Source organism: Flexivirga lutea (assembly GCF_054778955.1).
On sequence record NZ_BAAGZB010000002.1, the window covers coordinates 591,305 to 609,068 of the forward strand.

The 17,764-nt window shown below is 67.5% G+C and carries 15 protein-coding genes; 6 read left to right on the forward strand and 9 right to left on the reverse strand.

Features of this window, described 5'->3' with window-relative positions:
- Positions 1-65: 65 nt before the first annotated feature.
- The 4 genes from ACYVBN_RS09200 to ACYVBN_RS09215 form a co-directional block, all read right to left on the reverse strand.
- The gene (locus tag ACYVBN_RS09200; protein WP_460600237.1) at positions 66-992 is read right to left on the reverse strand and encodes an LLM class flavin-dependent oxidoreductase; all 927 of its coding nucleotides are present in this window, start codon (positions 990-992) and stop codon (positions 66-68) included.
- Between the two features lie 39 nt (positions 993-1,031).
- Positions 1,032-1,232 (reverse strand): hypothetical protein, encoded by a 201-nt coding sequence (locus tag ACYVBN_RS09205; RefSeq protein ID WP_460600238.1) that lies wholly within the window; start codon positions 1,230-1,232, stop codon positions 1,032-1,034.
- Complete coding sequence (gene lanM, locus ACYVBN_RS09210) at positions 1,226-4,123, reverse strand: glycoside hydrolase family protein (protein ID WP_460600239.1); 2,898 nt, start codon at positions 4,121-4,123, stop codon at positions 1,226-1,228. Before lanM (ACYVBN_RS09210) ends, ACYVBN_RS09205 begins: the two co-directional genes overlap by 7 nt.
- Before the next feature lie 80 nt (positions 4,124-4,203).
- Positions 4,204-4,422: a class II lanthipeptide, LchA2/BrtA2 family gene (locus ACYVBN_RS09215; RefSeq protein WP_460600240.1), complete on the reverse strand. Its 219-nt coding sequence runs from the start codon at positions 4,420-4,422 to the stop codon at positions 4,204-4,206.
- A 361-nt stretch (positions 4,423-4,783) separates the two neighbouring features.
- On the opposite strand from ACYVBN_RS09215, the gene ACYVBN_RS09220 reads away from it, so the two are divergent.
- From ACYVBN_RS09220 to ACYVBN_RS09235, 4 genes are all read left to right on the forward strand, one after another.
- Complete coding sequence (locus ACYVBN_RS09220; RefSeq protein WP_460600241.1) at positions 4,784-4,963, forward strand: plantaricin C family lantibiotic; 180 nt, start codon at positions 4,784-4,786, stop codon at positions 4,961-4,963.
- A 146-nt stretch (positions 4,964-5,109) separates the two neighbouring features.
- Positions 5,110-7,278, forward strand: coding sequence for a peptidase domain-containing ABC transporter (locus tag ACYVBN_RS09225; RefSeq protein WP_460600242.1), 2,169 nt, complete (start codon positions 5,110-5,112; stop codon positions 7,276-7,278).
- Positions 7,279-7,330: 52 nt separating this feature from the next.
- On the forward strand, positions 7,331-10,243 hold the full coding sequence (gene lanM, locus ACYVBN_RS09230; RefSeq protein ID WP_460600243.1) for a type 2 lanthipeptide synthetase LanM: 2,913 nt from the start codon (positions 7,331-7,333) through the stop codon (positions 10,241-10,243).
- A 40-nt stretch (positions 10,244-10,283) separates the two neighbouring features.
- Positions 10,284-10,454, forward strand: a complete 171-nt coding sequence (locus tag ACYVBN_RS09235) for a hypothetical protein (RefSeq protein ID WP_460600244.1) — start codon at positions 10,284-10,286, stop codon at positions 10,452-10,454.
- Positions 10,455-10,578: 124 nt separating this feature from the next.
- Here the strand turns inward: ACYVBN_RS09235 and ACYVBN_RS09240 are convergent, their stop codons facing one another.
- The gene (locus ACYVBN_RS09240; RefSeq protein ID WP_460600245.1) at positions 10,579-11,079 is read right to left on the reverse strand and encodes an NUDIX hydrolase; all 501 of its coding nucleotides are present in this window, start codon (positions 11,077-11,079) and stop codon (positions 10,579-10,581) included.
- Positions 11,079-12,746, reverse strand: a complete 1,668-nt coding sequence (locus ACYVBN_RS09245; protein ID WP_460600246.1) for an FAD-binding dehydrogenase — start codon at positions 12,744-12,746, stop codon at positions 11,079-11,081. The genes ACYVBN_RS09240 and ACYVBN_RS09245 overlap by 1 nt, the downstream gene beginning before the upstream one ends.
- A gap of 103 nt (positions 12,747-12,849) precedes the next feature.
- Here ACYVBN_RS09245 and ACYVBN_RS09250 point away from each other — a divergent pair, with 103 nt between their 5' ends.
- Positions 12,850-13,701, forward strand: coding sequence for a hypothetical protein (locus tag ACYVBN_RS09250; RefSeq protein ID WP_460600247.1), 852 nt, complete (start codon positions 12,850-12,852; stop codon positions 13,699-13,701).
- Here the strand turns inward: ACYVBN_RS09250 and ACYVBN_RS09255 are convergent, their stop codons facing one another.
- The 3 genes from ACYVBN_RS09255 to ACYVBN_RS09265 all read right to left on the reverse strand — a co-directional run bounded on the left by ACYVBN_RS09255 (position 13,702) and on the right by ACYVBN_RS09265 (position 16,591).
- A complete protein-coding gene (locus ACYVBN_RS09255; protein ID WP_460600248.1) occupies positions 13,702-14,310 on the reverse strand; it encodes a hypothetical protein in 609 nt (202 codons plus the stop codon).
- A 51-nt stretch (positions 14,311-14,361) separates the two neighbouring features.
- Positions 14,362-15,309, reverse strand: coding sequence for an alpha/beta fold hydrolase (locus tag ACYVBN_RS09260; RefSeq protein ID WP_460600249.1), 948 nt, complete (start codon positions 15,307-15,309; stop codon positions 14,362-14,364).
- Positions 15,310-15,373: 64 nt separating this feature from the next.
- Positions 15,374-16,591 carry a PucR family transcriptional regulator gene (locus tag ACYVBN_RS09265; protein WP_460600250.1) on the reverse strand — a complete coding sequence of 406 codons (1,218 nt, stop codon included), beginning with the start codon at positions 16,589-16,591 and terminating at the stop codon, positions 15,374-15,376.
- A 105-nt stretch (positions 16,592-16,696) separates the two neighbouring features.
- Between ACYVBN_RS09265 and ACYVBN_RS09270 the strand changes: the two genes are divergently transcribed.
- On the forward strand, positions 16,697-17,752 hold the full coding sequence (locus ACYVBN_RS09270; RefSeq protein ID WP_440280992.1) for a ferredoxin reductase: 1,056 nt from the start codon (positions 16,697-16,699) through the stop codon (positions 17,750-17,752).
- Positions 17,753-17,764 lie beyond the last annotated feature (12 nt).

A 17,764-nucleotide genomic window follows, 5' to 3' on the forward strand; every position in this document is an offset into this window, starting at 1 on the left:
GACAAGGGCACGGGATCACCGGTGTCGCGCCGGTATGCCGGCCGGTACCCCTCGCCTCCGGACGGTCAGCTGTCGTGCACCGCCCGGAGCACGGCCAGGGCGTCGATCAGGGCCGCTCGTGGTCCTTCGGTCGCGAGCACTCCTGCCGTGCTCAGCACGACCTCGTCCACGCCCGCGGCGGCGTACTCGCGCAGTTCGTCCGCAATGTCCGCCGGGCTGCCGAAGACGCTCAACTGAGCCTCGCTGATGCGCATCGACCCGGCGACCGGGTCGTCGGGGTGCGCATCGATACCGGCGCGGCGGAGCATGTCGGTGTAATGCGGAAGAGTCAGGTGACCGAAGAACCCGGCATACGCCAGCTCTGCCGGAGCACGCCCTTCGCGGGCCACGGCGACGTGCACTATCGACGCGATGCGAGGTGGCGCCGAGCGGGCCCGGGCGCCCGCGGCAAGTGCCGGCGCAAGCACTTCGGAGATGTAGCGCGTCGGCGTCAGCAGCGTGATGGCGACGTCGGCCCAACGGCCGGCCGCCTCCGCCATCCGCGGACGGAGCACTCCGGCGCCCAGCTCCACAGGCGGATGCTCCATCGAAGGAACCAGCCCCGTGGCCGGGACCTGCAGATAGCTGCGCACGGAGTCGATGTACCTGCCGACCTCACGTGCGGATGGCTGCGAGCCGTCGCGCAACTCCCGGGCAAGGTTCGGCGGCCCTGCGCCGAAACCCGCGACGACCGGGGATCCGCTGAGCAATGCCAGCGACCGGGCCTCGAGCGCAGCTTGATAGGGATGCCGCGTGGGCGAGAGCTGCACGGACAGCCCGCACGGGATGCGGTAACCGGCGCCGGCCAGGTAGGCCATCAGCTGCGAACTGTCGGCATACAGCGACGTTCCGGCCCACAGGCGGTCGGCGAGTCCGCGCTGGACCAGCTCCGCGAACGGCACCACGTGTTGCGGATCCGCGACGAACATCGGGTACATCACGGAGACTCGCATCAGTTGCCGCCGTTGTATGCCGGGTGCGCCGCCGGAGTGTCACGCATTCGACTGTGTGCGCGACTTCCTGGCTCGGCGGCGCATTTCAATGAGATTGACGATCGCGAACGCTGCTGCAATGAGCAGGACCCAAGCCGCTGCACCGTTTCCCTGAACGATGATTGCGACGATTGCGCCGACAACAATGATGGGTAAGGCAACCCAGATCACGCGTTCCCATATGCTGGCCGGTTTCAACATACGCCATTCGCTCCATTCGATTGAATGCTGGGTTGGTGGTGCCACGGGATCGAGTTCCTGTCGCCGAGAGCAACACTGAACACGGGTGGCAGCGATATTGAAGGATCCGATGTTAGCAGTCGGGCGTAATGCCAACCCGACAGGCCGAGCATGAAACCCGGCATATCAGGTGCCGCACCTATTCCGCTGTCCCAGCCGCCATCGTCGTAACGATCGAGAAAGTCATCCCGTAAAGCAATCGCCGCATCGCGCAACGCCGGATCAGCAAGCCGCACCGACAACGCACACAACACGGCGATCCTGCCGGCCACGCCATGGCAGAGGCTGATATCCGTGGAGATCGGCGCATTGATGACGGCGGATATCTCGGCATCGAGTTCGCGCCTGATCTCTGCGCTGGAATATCCGATCACACCGAGGGTTTGCGCGAGGGCGCAGACCACGCCCGAGTATCCCTTGCACCAGCCCGCACTCGAGTCGACGTCGGCGAGTGAAGCGTCCCGCCATCGGTGGCGAAGATAGTGCTCGGCGAATTCTTCCAGGTGCGCGCGCACGCCAGTGCCGGCCACGTCCGTGGTTGCGGCCGACACGGCCAGGGCGGCGATGCGCCCGAGGCGCCCGTGGGCCAAGCCGAGCGGGCCGCGATGTGTCGACGCGTCACCATCAACATCGACGAGACGCGTCAGAAGGTCCTCTCGCGTGACCGCCGGAACGCGGGGCCCATCGGGATCGGCATACGTTGCCAGATAGGTCAGGTAGCCCGAGAGTCCGTTGATGTAGTCGAAGGAATCCGCGGTAAGGGTCGTCGCGTCGAAGAGCCCGTCGTCCGGCAGTGTCGCGACCGGCAGGTCGGTGATCTCAATCCCGCGTCGGGCCATCTCGAGGCCGACGATGCGCCCCGACAGCAATCCGTTGAAGGGTGATGCTGCCGCCGGGTAGGGATCGGCCGCCAAGGGCGCATCGGCGGCGTTCTGGTAGATCGAGGCAATGTCGATCTCGGCCGCGCCGTCGCATCCCTGCTGCGTCGCCTGGGCGAGATACACCAGCAGCCCGCCGCCTTCGTACAGAAGTGAATTCGCCACGTCGAGACGCTGACCGCCGCGGTGCAATCGTGGCAACATCCAGGTCGCCTTCGCGCCCTGCCCGACCACCAGATCGGCGAGTATGCCGTGCCACTCCTTGGTGTCCGACAGTGGAGGAAGCGAGCCGTCGATCATTTTGCGCCGGTTTCGCCGTACTCCCGGCTCCCACAGATCGTCGGCCGAGGCAGAGAGTGAGAAGCGGATGTAACTCAAATCGCGGCTCAATGGCCGCTCGAAGGATGCCGCGATGCGTTCGGCAAGTGCGATGCGCGCGGTCATCGGCACCGCGTCCTCGATGTGCTGGTCCGTGCCGTTCACCCGCAGGTCGCGGCTGTCGGCATCGATTTCGAAGAACGGGATGTCCAGTTCCATCAGCGCGTCGACCTCGGCACCGCACACCACGTCACCACACGACGGATCAAGTCCGCGGTGTTGGGCCGGCATCTTCCGGAACAACGTGCGGCGGTCTTCCGCTGAACCCAGGTATGCCGGATGGGTCGATGCCTCCAGGAATCTCCAGTAGATGAAGGTCGGGCGCAGAATCTGTCGGACGGACCACACCGAGGTCGTCGCAATGTCCTCCAGGCGGTCGCGGTGCGCGCACAGCCGTTCCCGGCCCTCGGCATAACCAGCGGTGATGTGGTCCACCCAGTCACGAGGATCGAGCGCCGTGCCGGCGAGCGTCGCGAGGTTCGCCCCGTCCGGCGCCACCTCGGCCGCGGTGGTGTCGAATCTGATGTCGTCCGTGCCCGCATCGACGATCACGAACGAGCGCAGTCGTTCAGACGGTTCGTTGCCGATGTTGCCCAACGCCGACAGGTCCATATCGAGCGCACCGCCGATCGTGCGCACGGGATACAGCAGGGTGTGCAGCGGCGACAACTCCACATCTCGTGCCATCTCGGCATACCGCTCACTGGGAGCCCGGTCCGGCAGGGACACCAGGGTCTCCAGGTCGACCACGATCGGACCGTCCGCCGTGGCGATGACGTTTTCGTGGTGCAGGTCGTTCGCGCCGAAAATGGTCAGCAACGCCGAAACCCGCCCGAATCGGCGAAAATATTCTGCCGCGCCCGCTGCCGGCTCATCGGCCTGTGCGCACACGTCGGAGTGCTGAACGAATTCCTGCCACAGGTACTGCGAGCGCACTATCGACTTCGGACAGACAGGACCGAACAGCGTTCTGTCCCCGTCCACTGCATCGAGGACGCTGGACAGCGGACCGTAGAGGCTGCTCTCCTGCGCCTTGAAGACAGTCCGTATGTCGGTGTCCCACCGCAGCACACAGACTCCTCGGCCGCCACGATGAGAATCGCCTTGCCCTGGTGAGAGATGTATGACGCGGGTCCCGGCGGCGAGATCGCGGCGCAGCACTGACGCGTCCGCCACAAGCGCTGTCAGCACTTCGCGATCGGCTCTCAGGTGGCGTTCGACGACCAGGCGGAGCAGCCTGCCCAGTTCGGGGTAGTGCGCGAGCACCTCGGCTCGGCCGGAGTCGGTCGACAGCCAGGCGTGAAAGCCCTGGTACGAGAGGCCGCCGGGCTCTTCTCGCTGCGCGCGGAACATCGAGATCGCCGTGCGCACACCGATACGGTGCAGGTTCTCCAGGACCGCGTCAACCAGCTGCTTCGCGATGGAGCGCCAGTCGATGACGGCCCGCCCCGGTGCATCGAGGTCGTCCTCGCACTGGCGGATTCCGCGGGAGTACTCACGCAGCGACTCCGCGTACAGACCCGAGAAGAGCCCGGCGCGACGCTCGAGACTCTCGTCGATGACGGCGTCGAGATAGGCAAAGGAGAGTTGCTTCATGGGATGGGCCAGCTCCTGGGCGACGGCGGAGGACGGAACGTCTGGTGCCCGGGTGAACCCGGGCACCAGACATGGTGGGTTCAGCAGCGGCTGGTGCAGGCGGTCGAAGGGCAGCCATCACCCCACGCCGCGCTGATGGCGGTCGCCGACGCCACGGTGGCCGAGATCGCACAAGCGATGGCGGTGCTCATCGGCTGCACCGCACCGGCACCCGTGACGTCCTCGGATGGCGCGAACAACTCCAGCAGCTCCTCCTCGGACACGTAGCCGGTGCTGGCGTCTTTGCCAATTCTGGGCATGACAAATCCTCTCCATATACTTGATTGATTGCGACAAAACGCGACCCCCTGTGGGCCAATTAAGCATTGGCACAACATCTCAGTCATCGCAACCATTGCGACAAATATTTACGATGTTCTAGGAAGTTTAAGACCGCTTGACGAGGTCCTTAACAACTACTTACGTGGGATTTGCAGAATATCGTGGCGCGATATGCCTAGCATGCGAGGTGTCAGGCGGGGCGCCATCTGGGAACTCAATCGCGCATTCGGCCTCCGGCACATGGGGCATTCGTTTCGGGTTCCAGCGGAGAACTCCACCGTCATGACGGTTCGGGCACAGGGCCTGGATGACCGCAAAATCAATGTGAGAGGAAGAAACATGAAGCACGGAAATGACCCGGTCGTCAGCATCCTCGAAGAGGTCGAGGACCAGGGCGCCGCGACCGGAGCCGGCTGGGTGGAGACGATCATCTCCCCGCTCGCGTGCGGTGTCAGTTACCTCGGGGGCGACAAGGGTCGCCTGTGTACTCTCACCGTCGAATGCCAGAAGAGCTGCTGAATTCGGCAACCGGTAATTCCGCTGGATCCCGGCAGGGATCCTGAATATCCGAGTGGGTGGATTCTACGGCCGGGAACGGTCGTGGAATCCACTCCACCGGTTGACGTCGCATGACAATTCGGCATACAGAAAGAGTTGGTCCACCAATGGGACGTCTTCGGCCGGAGCTGCAACTCACGCCCACGGAGTGTGGCCTGTGCTGTGCAGCCATGGTTCTGCACTCTCGCGGTTGTCGCGACAGCACGGTCTTTCTACGCGCGGAACTCGACCTCGGCCGCGACGGCGCCTCGATCGGGCAGCTGCGTTCTTTGCTGGAGGCTCGCGGGCTGAGCACCAAGCTGTACAAGGCCAACACCGAAGGCCTGCGCAAAGTGGGCGGCCAGGTGATCGCGCACTGGGAGAACAGCCATTTCGTCGTCGTCGAAAAGATCGGCAGGCGGCGGGCACGGATCGTCGACCCCGCTGTCGGGCGCAGGTCCGTCGATCTCGAAAGGTTCGAGGAATCGTTCAGCGGCGTCGCGATGGAGATCCTTCCCGGGTCGGCCGAAACAGTCTCGCCCGATCGTCGCGGCCGGGCCGGCGAGCCGCGACATGAGACGGAGCGGCCGTTCGTCGACGCGGTCAAACACTCCCGCGGCCTGCTGTTGCAGGTCGTGCTGATCTCGCTGGCGATATACGCGGTCGATCTGGCGCTGCCCTATGCGACCAAACGACTGGTCGATCAAGCGGTCGGAAATGCAGCGGGATCGGTGCTCAAGTCGTGGATACCGCTGCTGCTCGCCGGTGGGGCGGGACTGATCCTGATCGGCATGCTGCGGTCGGAACTCGTTGCCCGCGTTTCGACCCGGATCGGTGCCGAGTCGAGCGAACGCATCATGGCGCACATGCTGCGGCTGCCCTTCAAGTATTTCGACACCCGTCAGCCCGGCGAGCTGGCCTACCGGTTGTCCGGCGTCGCGGCCATTCGCGACATGTTGGCCGGTCAATTGTGGAATGGCGTGTTCCAGGCAGGCGGCTTAGCCGCTTACCTGGGCTACATGTTCTACACCAATGTCCAGCTCGGACTGCTGTCCTGTGTGCTGGTCGGCATCGCGTTCGGTGTGCTGTTCGGCAGTCGTGGTCCCATCTACAACGTCATCCAGAACGAGATCCTGCAGACCGGCAAGGCACAGACGCTTCAGGTGGAGGCCGTTCAGTCGATTCTGGCTCTGAAGGCCGCCGGCGGCGAAGGCTACGTCTATGACCGCTGGCGCACCGAGAACAACGGCGCACTGAGTTACCTGCGGAAGCGAACACGGATGCAGGGCGCCGCCAATGCATTCATCGGCATGCTGCAGCTTGCCGGGCCGTTGACCGTGCTGCTGGGCGGGTTGTGGCTCTGGAAGCGCGGCGACATCAGCATCGGCGATGCCATCGCCGGCCAGGGGGTGGCGATCGCGCTGTTCTCGTCGGCCACGGCCATCTATTCCTCGGTCACGCAATACATGACCTGCCGATCCCTCGCACGACGGATCCGGGACATCGTCGAGTCGCCGGTCGAGGAGCGAGGAACTGTGACGCGACGGCCACGAGCGGAGATCGCCGTGCGTCGAGCGACCTTTCGATACACCAGGACGGCGCCGGCCACCTTACGTGGCATAGACCTGGATGTCCCGCGGCATCAGACGGTGGCGATCGTCGGGCCGACGGGATCGGGAAAGAGCACCCTCGCCAAGCTGCTGCTGGGTGTCTACAGCCTCGACGAGGGCGAGATCTCGGTCGGCGGGGTACCCGTCACCGAACTGGCTCCGCACACGCGAGCGAGCCTGATCGGGTTCGTTCCACAAGAGGTGCTGCTCGAGACCGCCAGCATCGCGGACAACATCGGCTTCGGCGCCGACGTGTCGCGAGCGCAGATCGTCGAGGCGGCCAAGCACGCCTGCATTCACGATGACATCGAGAAACTGCCGATGGGTTACGAAACCCTTCTCACCAATATGGGCAGCAACGTCTCCGGTGGCCAGCGACAGCGGATCGGCATCGCACGGGCCTTGGTGCGCCGCCCAGAGATCCTGGTCCTCGACGAGGCAACCAGCTCCTTGGACTCGGCGACCGAGTCCAAGATCGTGGCCAATCTCCACGAACTCAAGTGCACGATGGTTGTGGTCGCACACCGCCTCGCTTCGGTGGTCCGGGCGGACCGGATCTACGTGCTGGAGGACGGTGTCGTCAGGCTGCACGGCCAGCACCACGAACTGATCGCACGGCCCGGCATCTACCGGGAGATGTTCGCAGCGCAGTCCGGAGGCTTCCACGATGAGCAGTACGCAGTCTGACCCGCGGACCGGCCATGGCCGAGCATCCGCCAGTCGCAGCACGGGCCCGTTCGTGCCAGGCACCTACTTCCTACCGGCGGAGTACGGCGAGGAACTGCAGGCCCGACTGCGTGGCATCTGCGTCGCAGAATGTATTCCCGGTGACTTGCGACGGGACGTCACCGCCCAGGCTGGTCGGCGGCCGGTCGGCACCGACACCGGTCTGTACTTCCCGCAGTTCCTGGAGTCCGCATTCGGCGGCACGATCGCGCACGCCGTGTCGAAGGTCGAGCGCACGGCCGTCGATTGCGGGCTGTCGTTGACCGAACGTTGCTGCGCTGAACTACAGCGCACCCTCTACGAAGTGACCGATCGCATGTGGGCTCGCACCCTCGTGTCCCGCATGCGGGCACTCGCGCAGCGCGGGGAGTTGCCCGGCACCTCGCCGGAGGAGCGTTTCCAGCACTTCTCGACCGTGCTCGCCGTGCAGAACGCTCAGCAGGTGTTGCGCGACCATGAGTTCATGGCCGCTCGCTCGGCTGCCAAGCTGGACAGGGTCGCCGGCTACCTCGCCGACGTCGTCCGCGCGATCGCCGGCGCGTTGCCGCAGGTGACATCTCTCGAACCTGCTGTGTCCACCTGCATCGACCGGATCGAGACGGGTCTCGGTGATACCCACTGCGGGTCACGAAGCGTGTGCATCATCACGTTCGACTCCGCTGCGCGTCTGGTCTACAAGCCTCGCAGTCCGCAGCTGGACCTCGGGTATGCGGCCGTGGCGAAGCCGATCATGCAGGCCGCCGGTTGCCGGCTGATGGCGCCCTGGGTCCTTCCGGCCGGCACCGGAATGATCATGCAGTTCCTGGAACCCGATCCCCCCTCGTCGCCCGAGCAGGAGACGGCATACTGCCGTGCGCTGGGCGCTCACGCCGCCGTGCTGTACCTCCTGGGTGGTCACGACCTGCACTTCGAAAACGTCATCGCACGCCGTGGCGGCCCGGCGTTGATCGACCTGGAATGCCTGTTCCGATCGACCCCGGACAGCTCGGTCGCGTCCGCCACTGACGCGATCTGGCGTCTGCTCGACGAATCGGTGCTCGGGACCATGCTTCTGCCGACGGTCATGCGCATCGGCGACGAAGCGGTCGACATCGGCGCCATGGGCTTCGACGGGCAGGCGCTGTCGCCGGTCAACTCGCTGGTCGTGAAGAACGCCGGTCGTGACGACATGGAAGTACGTCTCGAACAACTGCCCTTGACCGACGCCGACGACACCTACGGATTGGCGAACATGTCACTCGACCCGTGGTCGGCCATGCGTGCCGTCACGGACGGCATCGAGTCCGCGTTGGACAGTGTCCTGAAGTCGCGCGAGGAGGTGCTGGAACACGTCCGCTCGCGCTTCGCCGGGGCTCGAGCGCGGCAGTTGATGGCCCCCACCGGCGGCTATGGCCGGGTGATGCGGATGCTGACGCATCCCTCCCTCGCCGCCGACGCCGATGAAGCGGCACGGGCGATGCAGCGGCTCGGCCTGGTCGACCAGTCGGATTCGGTGGAGATCCTCACCTCCGAGATATTCGACGTGCTGAATGACGACGTCCCCTACTTTTCGCTGGACCTCGACTCCGGCGAGATCTTCGACTCCCGCGGACGTGCGGTGAGTGCGGCAGCGGGCGTCGCTCCGCTGCACGCGTCAATCGCTCGGATCCGAGCTCTGAGCGCCGATGACATCCGCCAACAGGCGTCCCTCGGCCGGTCGGCGTTCGCCGAGAAGTGCGGAGAGCCTTACGCCTCCCCCGCCATTGCAGCCGTGCACGCGTCCGGCGCAAGCCACGGACAGCAGTTGCGTGAGATCTCGTCCTCCGTCGCGAACGACTTGGTGGCACACATGATCCACGGCCACGGACCGCGCGACGTGGCGAACTGGGTCGACGTGCGGGTCGGAGGCGACGGGAAAGCCCTGTGGTCGCCAGGCGCCATGGATCACAACCTGTATGGCGGCTTCGTCGGCGTCGCCCGCTTTCTGATGTGGGCCGGGACGGTGCTCGACCGCAGTGCATACCTGGAGGCGGCCGGCGACGTCCTGGAGCCGTTCGCCCGGCAACTGGAGAGCACGCCGCAGATGCTGGAGGACTTTCCGACCGGCGACCACGTGGGAGTCTCCGGCATCGTGAAGACGCTGGTCGAGTATGCCCACTTGACGCCGGACCGCCGGTGGATGCAGGTTGTCGCGCTCCAGCAGCTGGCCGGACGAACGAACCTCGGCGCCGACACCGGCGACGTGTTGTCCGGAGCCGCCGGCCTGCTCGGTGCCTGCCGCGACCTCGCGTCACTGTGTCCCGAGGACGAGCCATTGCTGCGCGGCATCGCCCGCCATACGATCGCCTCGCTCGCCGCCAGCACCCGCGGCGGCGACCTTGCCGTCATACAACATTCCGGGTTCGCGCACGGGGTCGTCGGCTTACTCGCTCAGCTCGGCCCGTGGACGGGCCTGGAGCACGGACAGGAACTCGCCACTCGGCTCGGCGACGAACTTCGCTCATTCTATGCGCTCGACGAACGGGCGTTCCACACGTCCCGCAACAAGACGGGGCGTGCATACGGCTGGTGTCACGGCTCACCCGGAATTCTGCTGGGCTGCGAGCTGTTTCGTGCCGGTGCCGGCCATTACCCGATAACCGGCGAGACAGTGCAGCGGTTGCGCGACCTCACTGAACAGGAGTGCCTGGGCCGCAGCTTCAGCTACTGCCACGGCGACCTCGGAACCGCGGACATCCTGCTCCGGTGCGCACAGCTCACTGGCAACGCCGCCGATCGCTCTCGCCGTGTGCTCACCGATGCAGTGGTCCGATCATCGGCGATGGTGCGCTCGGATGCACCCTCCCGGGGTGCTTTCACCAAGAGCCTGATGGTCGGAACGACGGGCATCGGGTATGCCGCCCTGCGGGCGATGGACCCGGACAACGTTCCGTCACTCCTCGGCTGAGTGGATCGAAGGCCCGTAGCCGGAACGTTAGCCTGGCGGCATGGTGATGGGGCTCCTGGGCGGTGTCGGCCTGGTGATCTGCAGTTCCGTCCTCTACGTCACCACCCGTGCGGCGGCGCGTGGCACCGTGCCGCGCAACGGGCTGGCCGGCATCCGCACCGGCCGCACGACGGCCTCCGACGCGGCCTGGGCCGCGTCGGGTACGGCGTGATGCTGGCGGGCGCGTGGTGGATCGTCCGGGTGGCGAATCGCGCGGCGGCGGAGGCGGATCCGAGAGCGGGCGAGTGAGGGGACGGCCGGGCACCGTTCGGTCATCGGGCGGATGCTCGGCCGGATCAGTCCAGGACCACACCCGGCCGCGGGTCGTGCCGCACTGCCCGCACGGCGTGCAGCACGCGCTCGGTGGCCCGGTCGATGTCGGTCCAGTCATCCAACGGCAGCCATTCGTATGATGTCGCCTCGCTGCCGACCTCGACCGCGGGTTCGCGATCGCACACGACCCGGAAGAGCACGTCGATGTGACGCACCCGGGTCTCGAAGGTGGTGGCGACAATGTCACCGGGGTCGATCCGGATGCCGGTCTCCTCCATGACTTCTCGCGCCACGCTCTCGGCCGGGTGCTCATCCTTCTCGACCAGCCCTCCGGGAAGGCTGACCCCACGCCGATGGCTCTGCCGCAGCGCGAGCAGCCGGCCGTCGTACTCGATGAGCGCGACGGCACCGACCGTGAACGTGGGCGAGCCCAGGCGCACGAACGGCCACGTCAGCTGCGTCGGCGTCATCCGGAAGATCCGCAGGCCGAGGCGCCGCAGCGGTCCCACCTCCTCCGAGGCCATCAGCCGACCTGCGCCGCGGCGGCCCGGCCCGCCGAACGGCCGGAGAAGATGCATCCGCCGAGGAAGGTGCCCTCCAGCGAGTTGTAGCCATGCACGCCCCCGCCGCCGAAACCGGCGGCCTCGCCGGCCGCGAAGAGACCCTCGATCGGTTCACCGGTCGGTCCCAGTACGCGCGACTGCAGGTCCGTTTGCAAGCCGCCCAACGATTTTCGCGTCAGCACGTGTAACTTGACCGCGATCAACGGCCCGGCGGCCGGGTCCAGGATGCGATGCGGCTTGGCCACCCGGATCAACCGGTCGCCCCGATAGCGCCGAGCACCCTGTATGGCGGTCAGCTGTGCGTCCTTGCTGAACGGGTTGGCCACTTCACGGTCGCGTTCGACGATCTGCCGCTCCACCTGCGCCGCATCCAGCAACGGTTCCGCGGTCAACGCGTTCATCCGATCGACGAGCGTCGAGATGTCTTCCGCCACAACGAAATCCGTGCCGTTGCGCTTGAACGCCTCGACCGGTCCGGGTGCACCCTTGCGCACTCGGGACGCGAGCAACTTGAGGTCCTTGTTCGTAAGGTCGGGGTTCTGCTCGGAGCCGGACAGCGCGAACTCCTTCTCGATGATCTTCTGCGTCACCACGAACCACGAGTGATCGTATGGCGCCAGCTCGGGCCGGGTCCGCAGGTAGCGCAGGGTACCCAGCGTGTCGAAACCGGGCAGGTACGGGTGCGGCAGTCGCCGCCCCAACGCGTCGAACCACATCGGCGAGGGCCCGGGCAGGATGCGGATCGCGTGCTGCGGCCACACCGGAGCCCAGTTGCGGATGCCCTCGACGTAGTGCCACATCCGATCCCGGTTCACCGTGCGTGCGCCGGCCCGCTCCGCGATGTCGATCATCCGGCCGTCGACATACGCGGGCACGCCGGTGATCATCTCCCGCGGGGCAGTGCCCAGCCGCTGCGGCCACCAGTTGCGCACCATCTCGTGGTTGCCGCCGATCCCGCCGCTGCTGACGATCACCGCCTGGGCGGTCAGCTCGAAGTCACCGACCTCATCGCGGGACGACTGCTCACCGCGAGCGGCGTTGTCGTCTGCGAGGATCCGGCCACGTACCCCGGTGATCGCGGAGCCGGCGCGGACCAGTTCGTCGACCCGGTGACGATGCAGGAAGCGCACCTGACCGGTCTCGGCCGCGGCGAGGGCCGCGGCGACGAAGGGCTGCACCACTCCCGTCCCGGTGCCCCAGGTGATGTGGAACCGCGGCACCGAGTTGCCGTGTCCGTCGGCGCGCCCGTCCCCCCGTTCGGCCCAGCCGACGATCGCCAGCCAGCTCATCCCGCGCTCCTTGAGCCAGGACCGCTTCTCGCCGGCCGCGAACTCGACATACGCCCGCGCCCACGTGCTCGCCCAGCTGTCCTCGTCGTCCAGCCGATCGAAGGCGGCACTGCCCTGCCAGTCCTGCCAGGCGAGCTCGGCCGAGTCCTTGATGCCCATCCGGCGCTGCTCCGGGGAGTCGACGAAGAACAGGCCTCCGAAGGACCACCACGCCTGCCCGCCCAGGTTCGCGGCGTTCTCCTGGTCGACGACGACGACCTTCTTGCCGGCCGTGATCAGTTCGCCCGCCGCGACGAGGCCGGCCAGACCTGCTCCGACGATGATGACGTCAGCGTCCATGGTGCACCTTTCGAAGTCGCGAACCCTCAACCTACTAGCCGGTATCACCGGCCGGCGGCGACGACCCGCGCCCCGGGCCCTCCGCGTGCTGTTGACTGGTCGCATGGCCGCGGACGACTTCGACACCACCGTCGAGCAGCTGTATGGCGGCCCCGCCGAGGAGTTCATCGCCCGACGCGACGCCGCCACCAAGAGCGCACGTACCGCAGGGGACAAGGAATTGGCGAAGCGGATCAAGGCACTGCGCCGGCCGACGACCGCGGCCGAGCTCGTCAATCGGCTGCACCGCGACGACGGCGAGAGCCTGGAGGAGTTGCTCGATCTGGGCGAAAAGCTGCGCGAGGCGCAGTCGGCGCTCGATGCCAAGGCGATGAAATCGCTGAGCGGCGAACGCAATTCGCTGATCACGCGGTTGGTGAAGCAGATCGCCGACGCGGCGGACGAGCCGGTGTCGACGGCAGTGCGGGAGCAGTTGTCCGACACGTTCACCGCCGCTGTCGCCGACGCGGACGCGGCCCACGCAGTGTCCAGTGGCCGCTTGGTGACCGGTCTGCGATACAGCGGATTCGGGGAGATGGATCTGCGCGACGCGGTCGCCACGCCACTGCGCAAGCCGGCGGCAGCGCAGTCAACCGACACCGCGGACACCGAGGCAACGGACACCGAAGCAACGGACACCGACGACACTGCTGCCGCGGCGGAGGCGGCCGAGCGCGAGCGCCGGGCCGCGCAGCACGCCCTCTCCGAGGCTGGGGACGCCCTGGCAGCGGCGCGGCGCGCGGAACGAGCGGCGCTGGAGTCGGCCGATCTTGCGGACCGCGCGCTCGCGGCGGCGCGTCGCACCGCGCAGAGCGCCCGATCTCGCGCGGAAGCGGCGACCGCCGCCCGCACGGACGCCGAAGAAGCGGTGTCGGCAGCCGAGAAGGCGGCAGCTGACACCACGAGCGACGAGTGACTACTGGGTGGTGAGCACCTTCTGGCAGTAGGACCGCAGGCTCTCGGAGTCGGTGTTGTAGGTCGACGGGTCGACCGTCTTGCCGGCGAAGCGGTTGCTCGCCATCGTCTCCAGGTCACCCGCGACCGCCTTGACGCGCGAGGTGAAACCCTTCTGCCGCGCCTTGCCCTCGAGCTTGCGCAGCGCCGTCGCGGTCGACTTGAAATTGCGCGCCGCAGCGTCCAGCTTGCTCTTGGACTGCGAATCGACCGCGGTGTTCCACTGGCTGATCGCGGCGTTGCTCTTGCTGTTGGCGGTCTTGCACGCGCCGACCGGATCGGCCTTGACGGTCGGCTTGGTGCTCTTGCTCGCGCTGGCGCTGCTGGACGCGGAGGTCTTGCCGGAGGCCGATCCACTGGCCGAGGAGCTCGGGCTGCTCAGGACCGAACGGCTCGCCGAGGGGGAGCTAGTCGTGCTCGCTGCCGCCGACGACGACGTGGTCGCGGCGGTTGGGGCCGAGGACGAAGCGCCGGTGGAGCTGCCGCCGGAGCAGGCGCTCAGCGCGACGACACCGCAGGCGACCGCGGCGACCACACTCAGCCGGCGGGCATGGACGTGCGTAGTGCTCATTCGTCCAGAATGCCCGGGGCGCCGTCGACTCGCCAAATCGCGTGACACCCGTCACGCCCCGGCGGACACGGCTCCATGCAGGCCCGTCGTCGGGTGCGCGTCGACCCAGTCGAGCACCTCCTCGGCCACCCACTCGGGGTAGTCCAGCATGGGCGTGTGGCCCTTGTCGGCGCCCTCGACATACGTCCACTGCGGGTGCGCGGCGGCCAGTGCCCGTGCGGTCTTGACGTGCACCAGCCGGTCCTGGGCGCCGTGCAGGAGCAGCACCGGCTGCAGGATCCGGTACATGGTCCGGGTGAACCGGCCGCGCCGGAACAGTTGCCACAGCACGGATTTGGTCGCCGCGAGGTATTGGGCGTCGGCGTTCTGGATGGTCTGCCGACGCTCGAGAGTGTCGTCGAGGTGCAGCCGGCGCAGCTCGGGGCTGATCCGGTCGAAGTTGCTGGTGACCAACCGCATGGTGAAGTCCACCTGCTCCTCCAACGCGACGCGTTTGCTCTGCCCGGCCAGCACCCGGGGCCCGACGAACGGCAGCGAGCTGATGCCGAACCCGGCCACGACCATCGGGTGTGGTCGAGCCGAAGGTGTCGGCGGTATGGCGGGATCGATCAGCACCGCACCGGCGACCGCGCGCGTGTCCAGCGCCGCCAGTTGTGCGGCGAGCAACCCGCCCATCGAGTTGCCGATCACCACGACCGGGCGATCGGGACTGGTGCTGTGCACGAAGCGTTGCAGCAGCGTCAGGTTGGCCGGCACCGTCGACTGCGCCGGCGTCGCCTGGGTCAGCCCGTGCCCGCCCAGGTCGAGCGCCACCACCCGGCCGCGCTGCGCCAGCAGCGGCATCACGTCGGCCCAGTTGGCCCAGGAGCCGCCGAGACCGTGGACGAGGACGAAGCGGGGCCCGTCCGCCGGGCCGTGCTCGGTCACGTAGTGGACCCGCACCCCGTCGAGGTCGACATATCGCTCATCGGGGTGGCCCGGTCGCTTCGCAGTCGTCACGGTGGCCAACTTACGAGACGGGAGGTTGGTCCGGTCACCGCCATGTCACTCGTGGCACGCGGGGTCATCGCTCCTCGGGGCGATGACCGGCGCGCAGCACCAACTCCAGCTCGAACCGCCGGTCGGGGTCGTCCAGGTCGTCGGCGAAGACGTCGCGCAACTGGCTGAGCCGGTAGCCGACCGTCTGTGGATGCACGTGCAGTTCCTCGGCGATCCGGCCGCGCTCGCCGCGATGCTTGAGCCAGACGAGCAGTGTCTCGGCCAGGCGTTCGCGCTGCCCGGGCCGCAACTGTGCCATCGGCTCCAGGCATCGCGCGGCGAGGTCGGCCATCACCAGTGGATCGGCCTGCAGGGCGATGGCCGTCAGGTGGTCGTCCACCCAGCGCACGCCCGCATCGTCCTGTGCCAGCGCGGGGATGGTCGCGGCCACGGTCGCCGCCCGGTAGGACTCCTCGGCGCGCTCCCAGGTGCGCGCCGGGCCCACCCACGCCGGGCGGCCGCGCAGCATCGCGGTCAGCGCCTCTCGGTCGGCAGCCGTCTCCGGTGCCCGCAGGAGGATGACGACCTCGCCGGTGCGGCCGCTGATCAGCGCGTCGTCGCCCAGCGCGGCCCGCAGCCCCTCCCCGTGCTCGCTGGGCACGATCAGCGCGACCAGCCGGGCCGGGATGGTCCAGCCGGCCCGACCGGCCAGCCGCCGCGCCTCGACCTCGGGCAGCTTGCCGGCGAGCAGCCGGCGCAGCAGCGACTCGCGGCGCCGGTCGCGCTCACCGAGCTGGCGCGACTGCTCCTCGGTGAACCCCTCGATGCTGGCGGCGGAGATCTCGTCGATGTAGACGAAGATCGATTCGCCCAGTGGCAGCATCAGCCGCGGCTCCAGACCGACCCGGTCGGCGATCGCGGACACCGCGCGGAACGTCACGCGCGCGCCCAGCCGGTATGCCGACAGCAGCGCCTCCAGCGAACGCCCGGTGCGCGCCTCCCCCACCCCGATCTGCCGGTAGACCGAGCGGGTGGCGGGCATCAACGCGGGCTCGTCACGCCCGGGCAGGTCGATGAACAATCTGCCCAGCGCGATCTCCACGCCCTGGCGGACCGCGGTGCCGAAATCGCCCTCCAGCGGACGGGAGTATTCGGGCACCTCCTGCGGGATGCGCGAGACGATCTCCTCCACCAGATCCGGCAGGGACCCCTTCAGCAACTCGCTGACATCGCGCGGCAGCGCCGCCCACGGCATCTCGGCGCCGATCAGCGCACTCCCAGCTGGACGTGCCGCGCTCGTCATACCGGCCCCTCCGGACGATTTTTGTGGTGCCGCGATAAATCGACGCTGCCCATTGTAGGCCGGAGGCGGATGAATCAGCGCGGCGAGCCAATTACAGTGGAAGGCATGGGTTTGAAGTCGGTCGCGATGCGCGCTGCCTCCGTGTTCACGCATCCTGCGCCGCCGCACGACTTCCTCGCGTTGATCAATCCACTGTCCTCCGCCCGCCAGCTGCGCGGCGTGGTCACCGCGGTCCGGCCCGAGACCGCGCACTCCACGACGATCGCCTTCCGGCCCGGTGATGGCTGGTCACCGCACGACGCCGGCCAATGGGCCCGCATCGGCGTGGAGATCGACGGTGTCCGGCAGTGGCGGTCCTATTCGCTGTCCGCGCCGGCGGGTGGCGACCCGGAGATCACCGTCACCGCGTGCGGCAAGGTGTCGGCGCACCTGGCGCACGAGACCCGTGTCGGTGACATCTTCTTCCTGGCACCGCCGCAGGGCGAGTTCCTGCTGCCGACCGGTCCGCGTCCGCTGTTGATGCTCACCGGCGGCAGCGGCATCACCCCGGTGATGTCGATGATCCGCACCTTGCTGCCCAAGCGTTCGGACGCCGACGTGGTGCTGATCCACTCCGCACGGGACGCCGAATCCGCCCTGTTCGGTGACGAACTCGCCGAGCTGGCCGAGCGGCACCCCGGCTTTCACGTCGTGCACCGCTACACCAGCGCCGAGGGACGGATCGACCTCGGATCCGTCGCCGACCTCGACGCCCTGTGCCCCGACTGGCGCAGCCGCAAGACCTACGTCTGCGGACCGGCCGCGATGCTCGACGACGCCGAACGACTGTGGCGGGACGCGAACCTTCCGGAGACCTTGACCGTTGAACGCTTCGAGACCGCGAAGCTCACCGACGTCAGCGGCGACGGTGGCACGGTGATCTTCGAGAAGTCCGACCGCGAGGTCCAGGCCGATGCGAGCACCCCTTTGCTCGAGGTCGGCGAGGAGGCCGGCGTGCTGATGCCCAGTGGTTGCCGCATGGGCATCTGCCGCACCTGCCTGACCCCGCTCCTGTCCGGCCGCGTGCGTGACCTGCGCACCGGCGAGATCAACGACACCGAAGGCGACCTCATCCAGACCTGCATCTCGGCTGCCGCCGGGACCTGCCACCTCGACATCTGATCAAGGACCCCA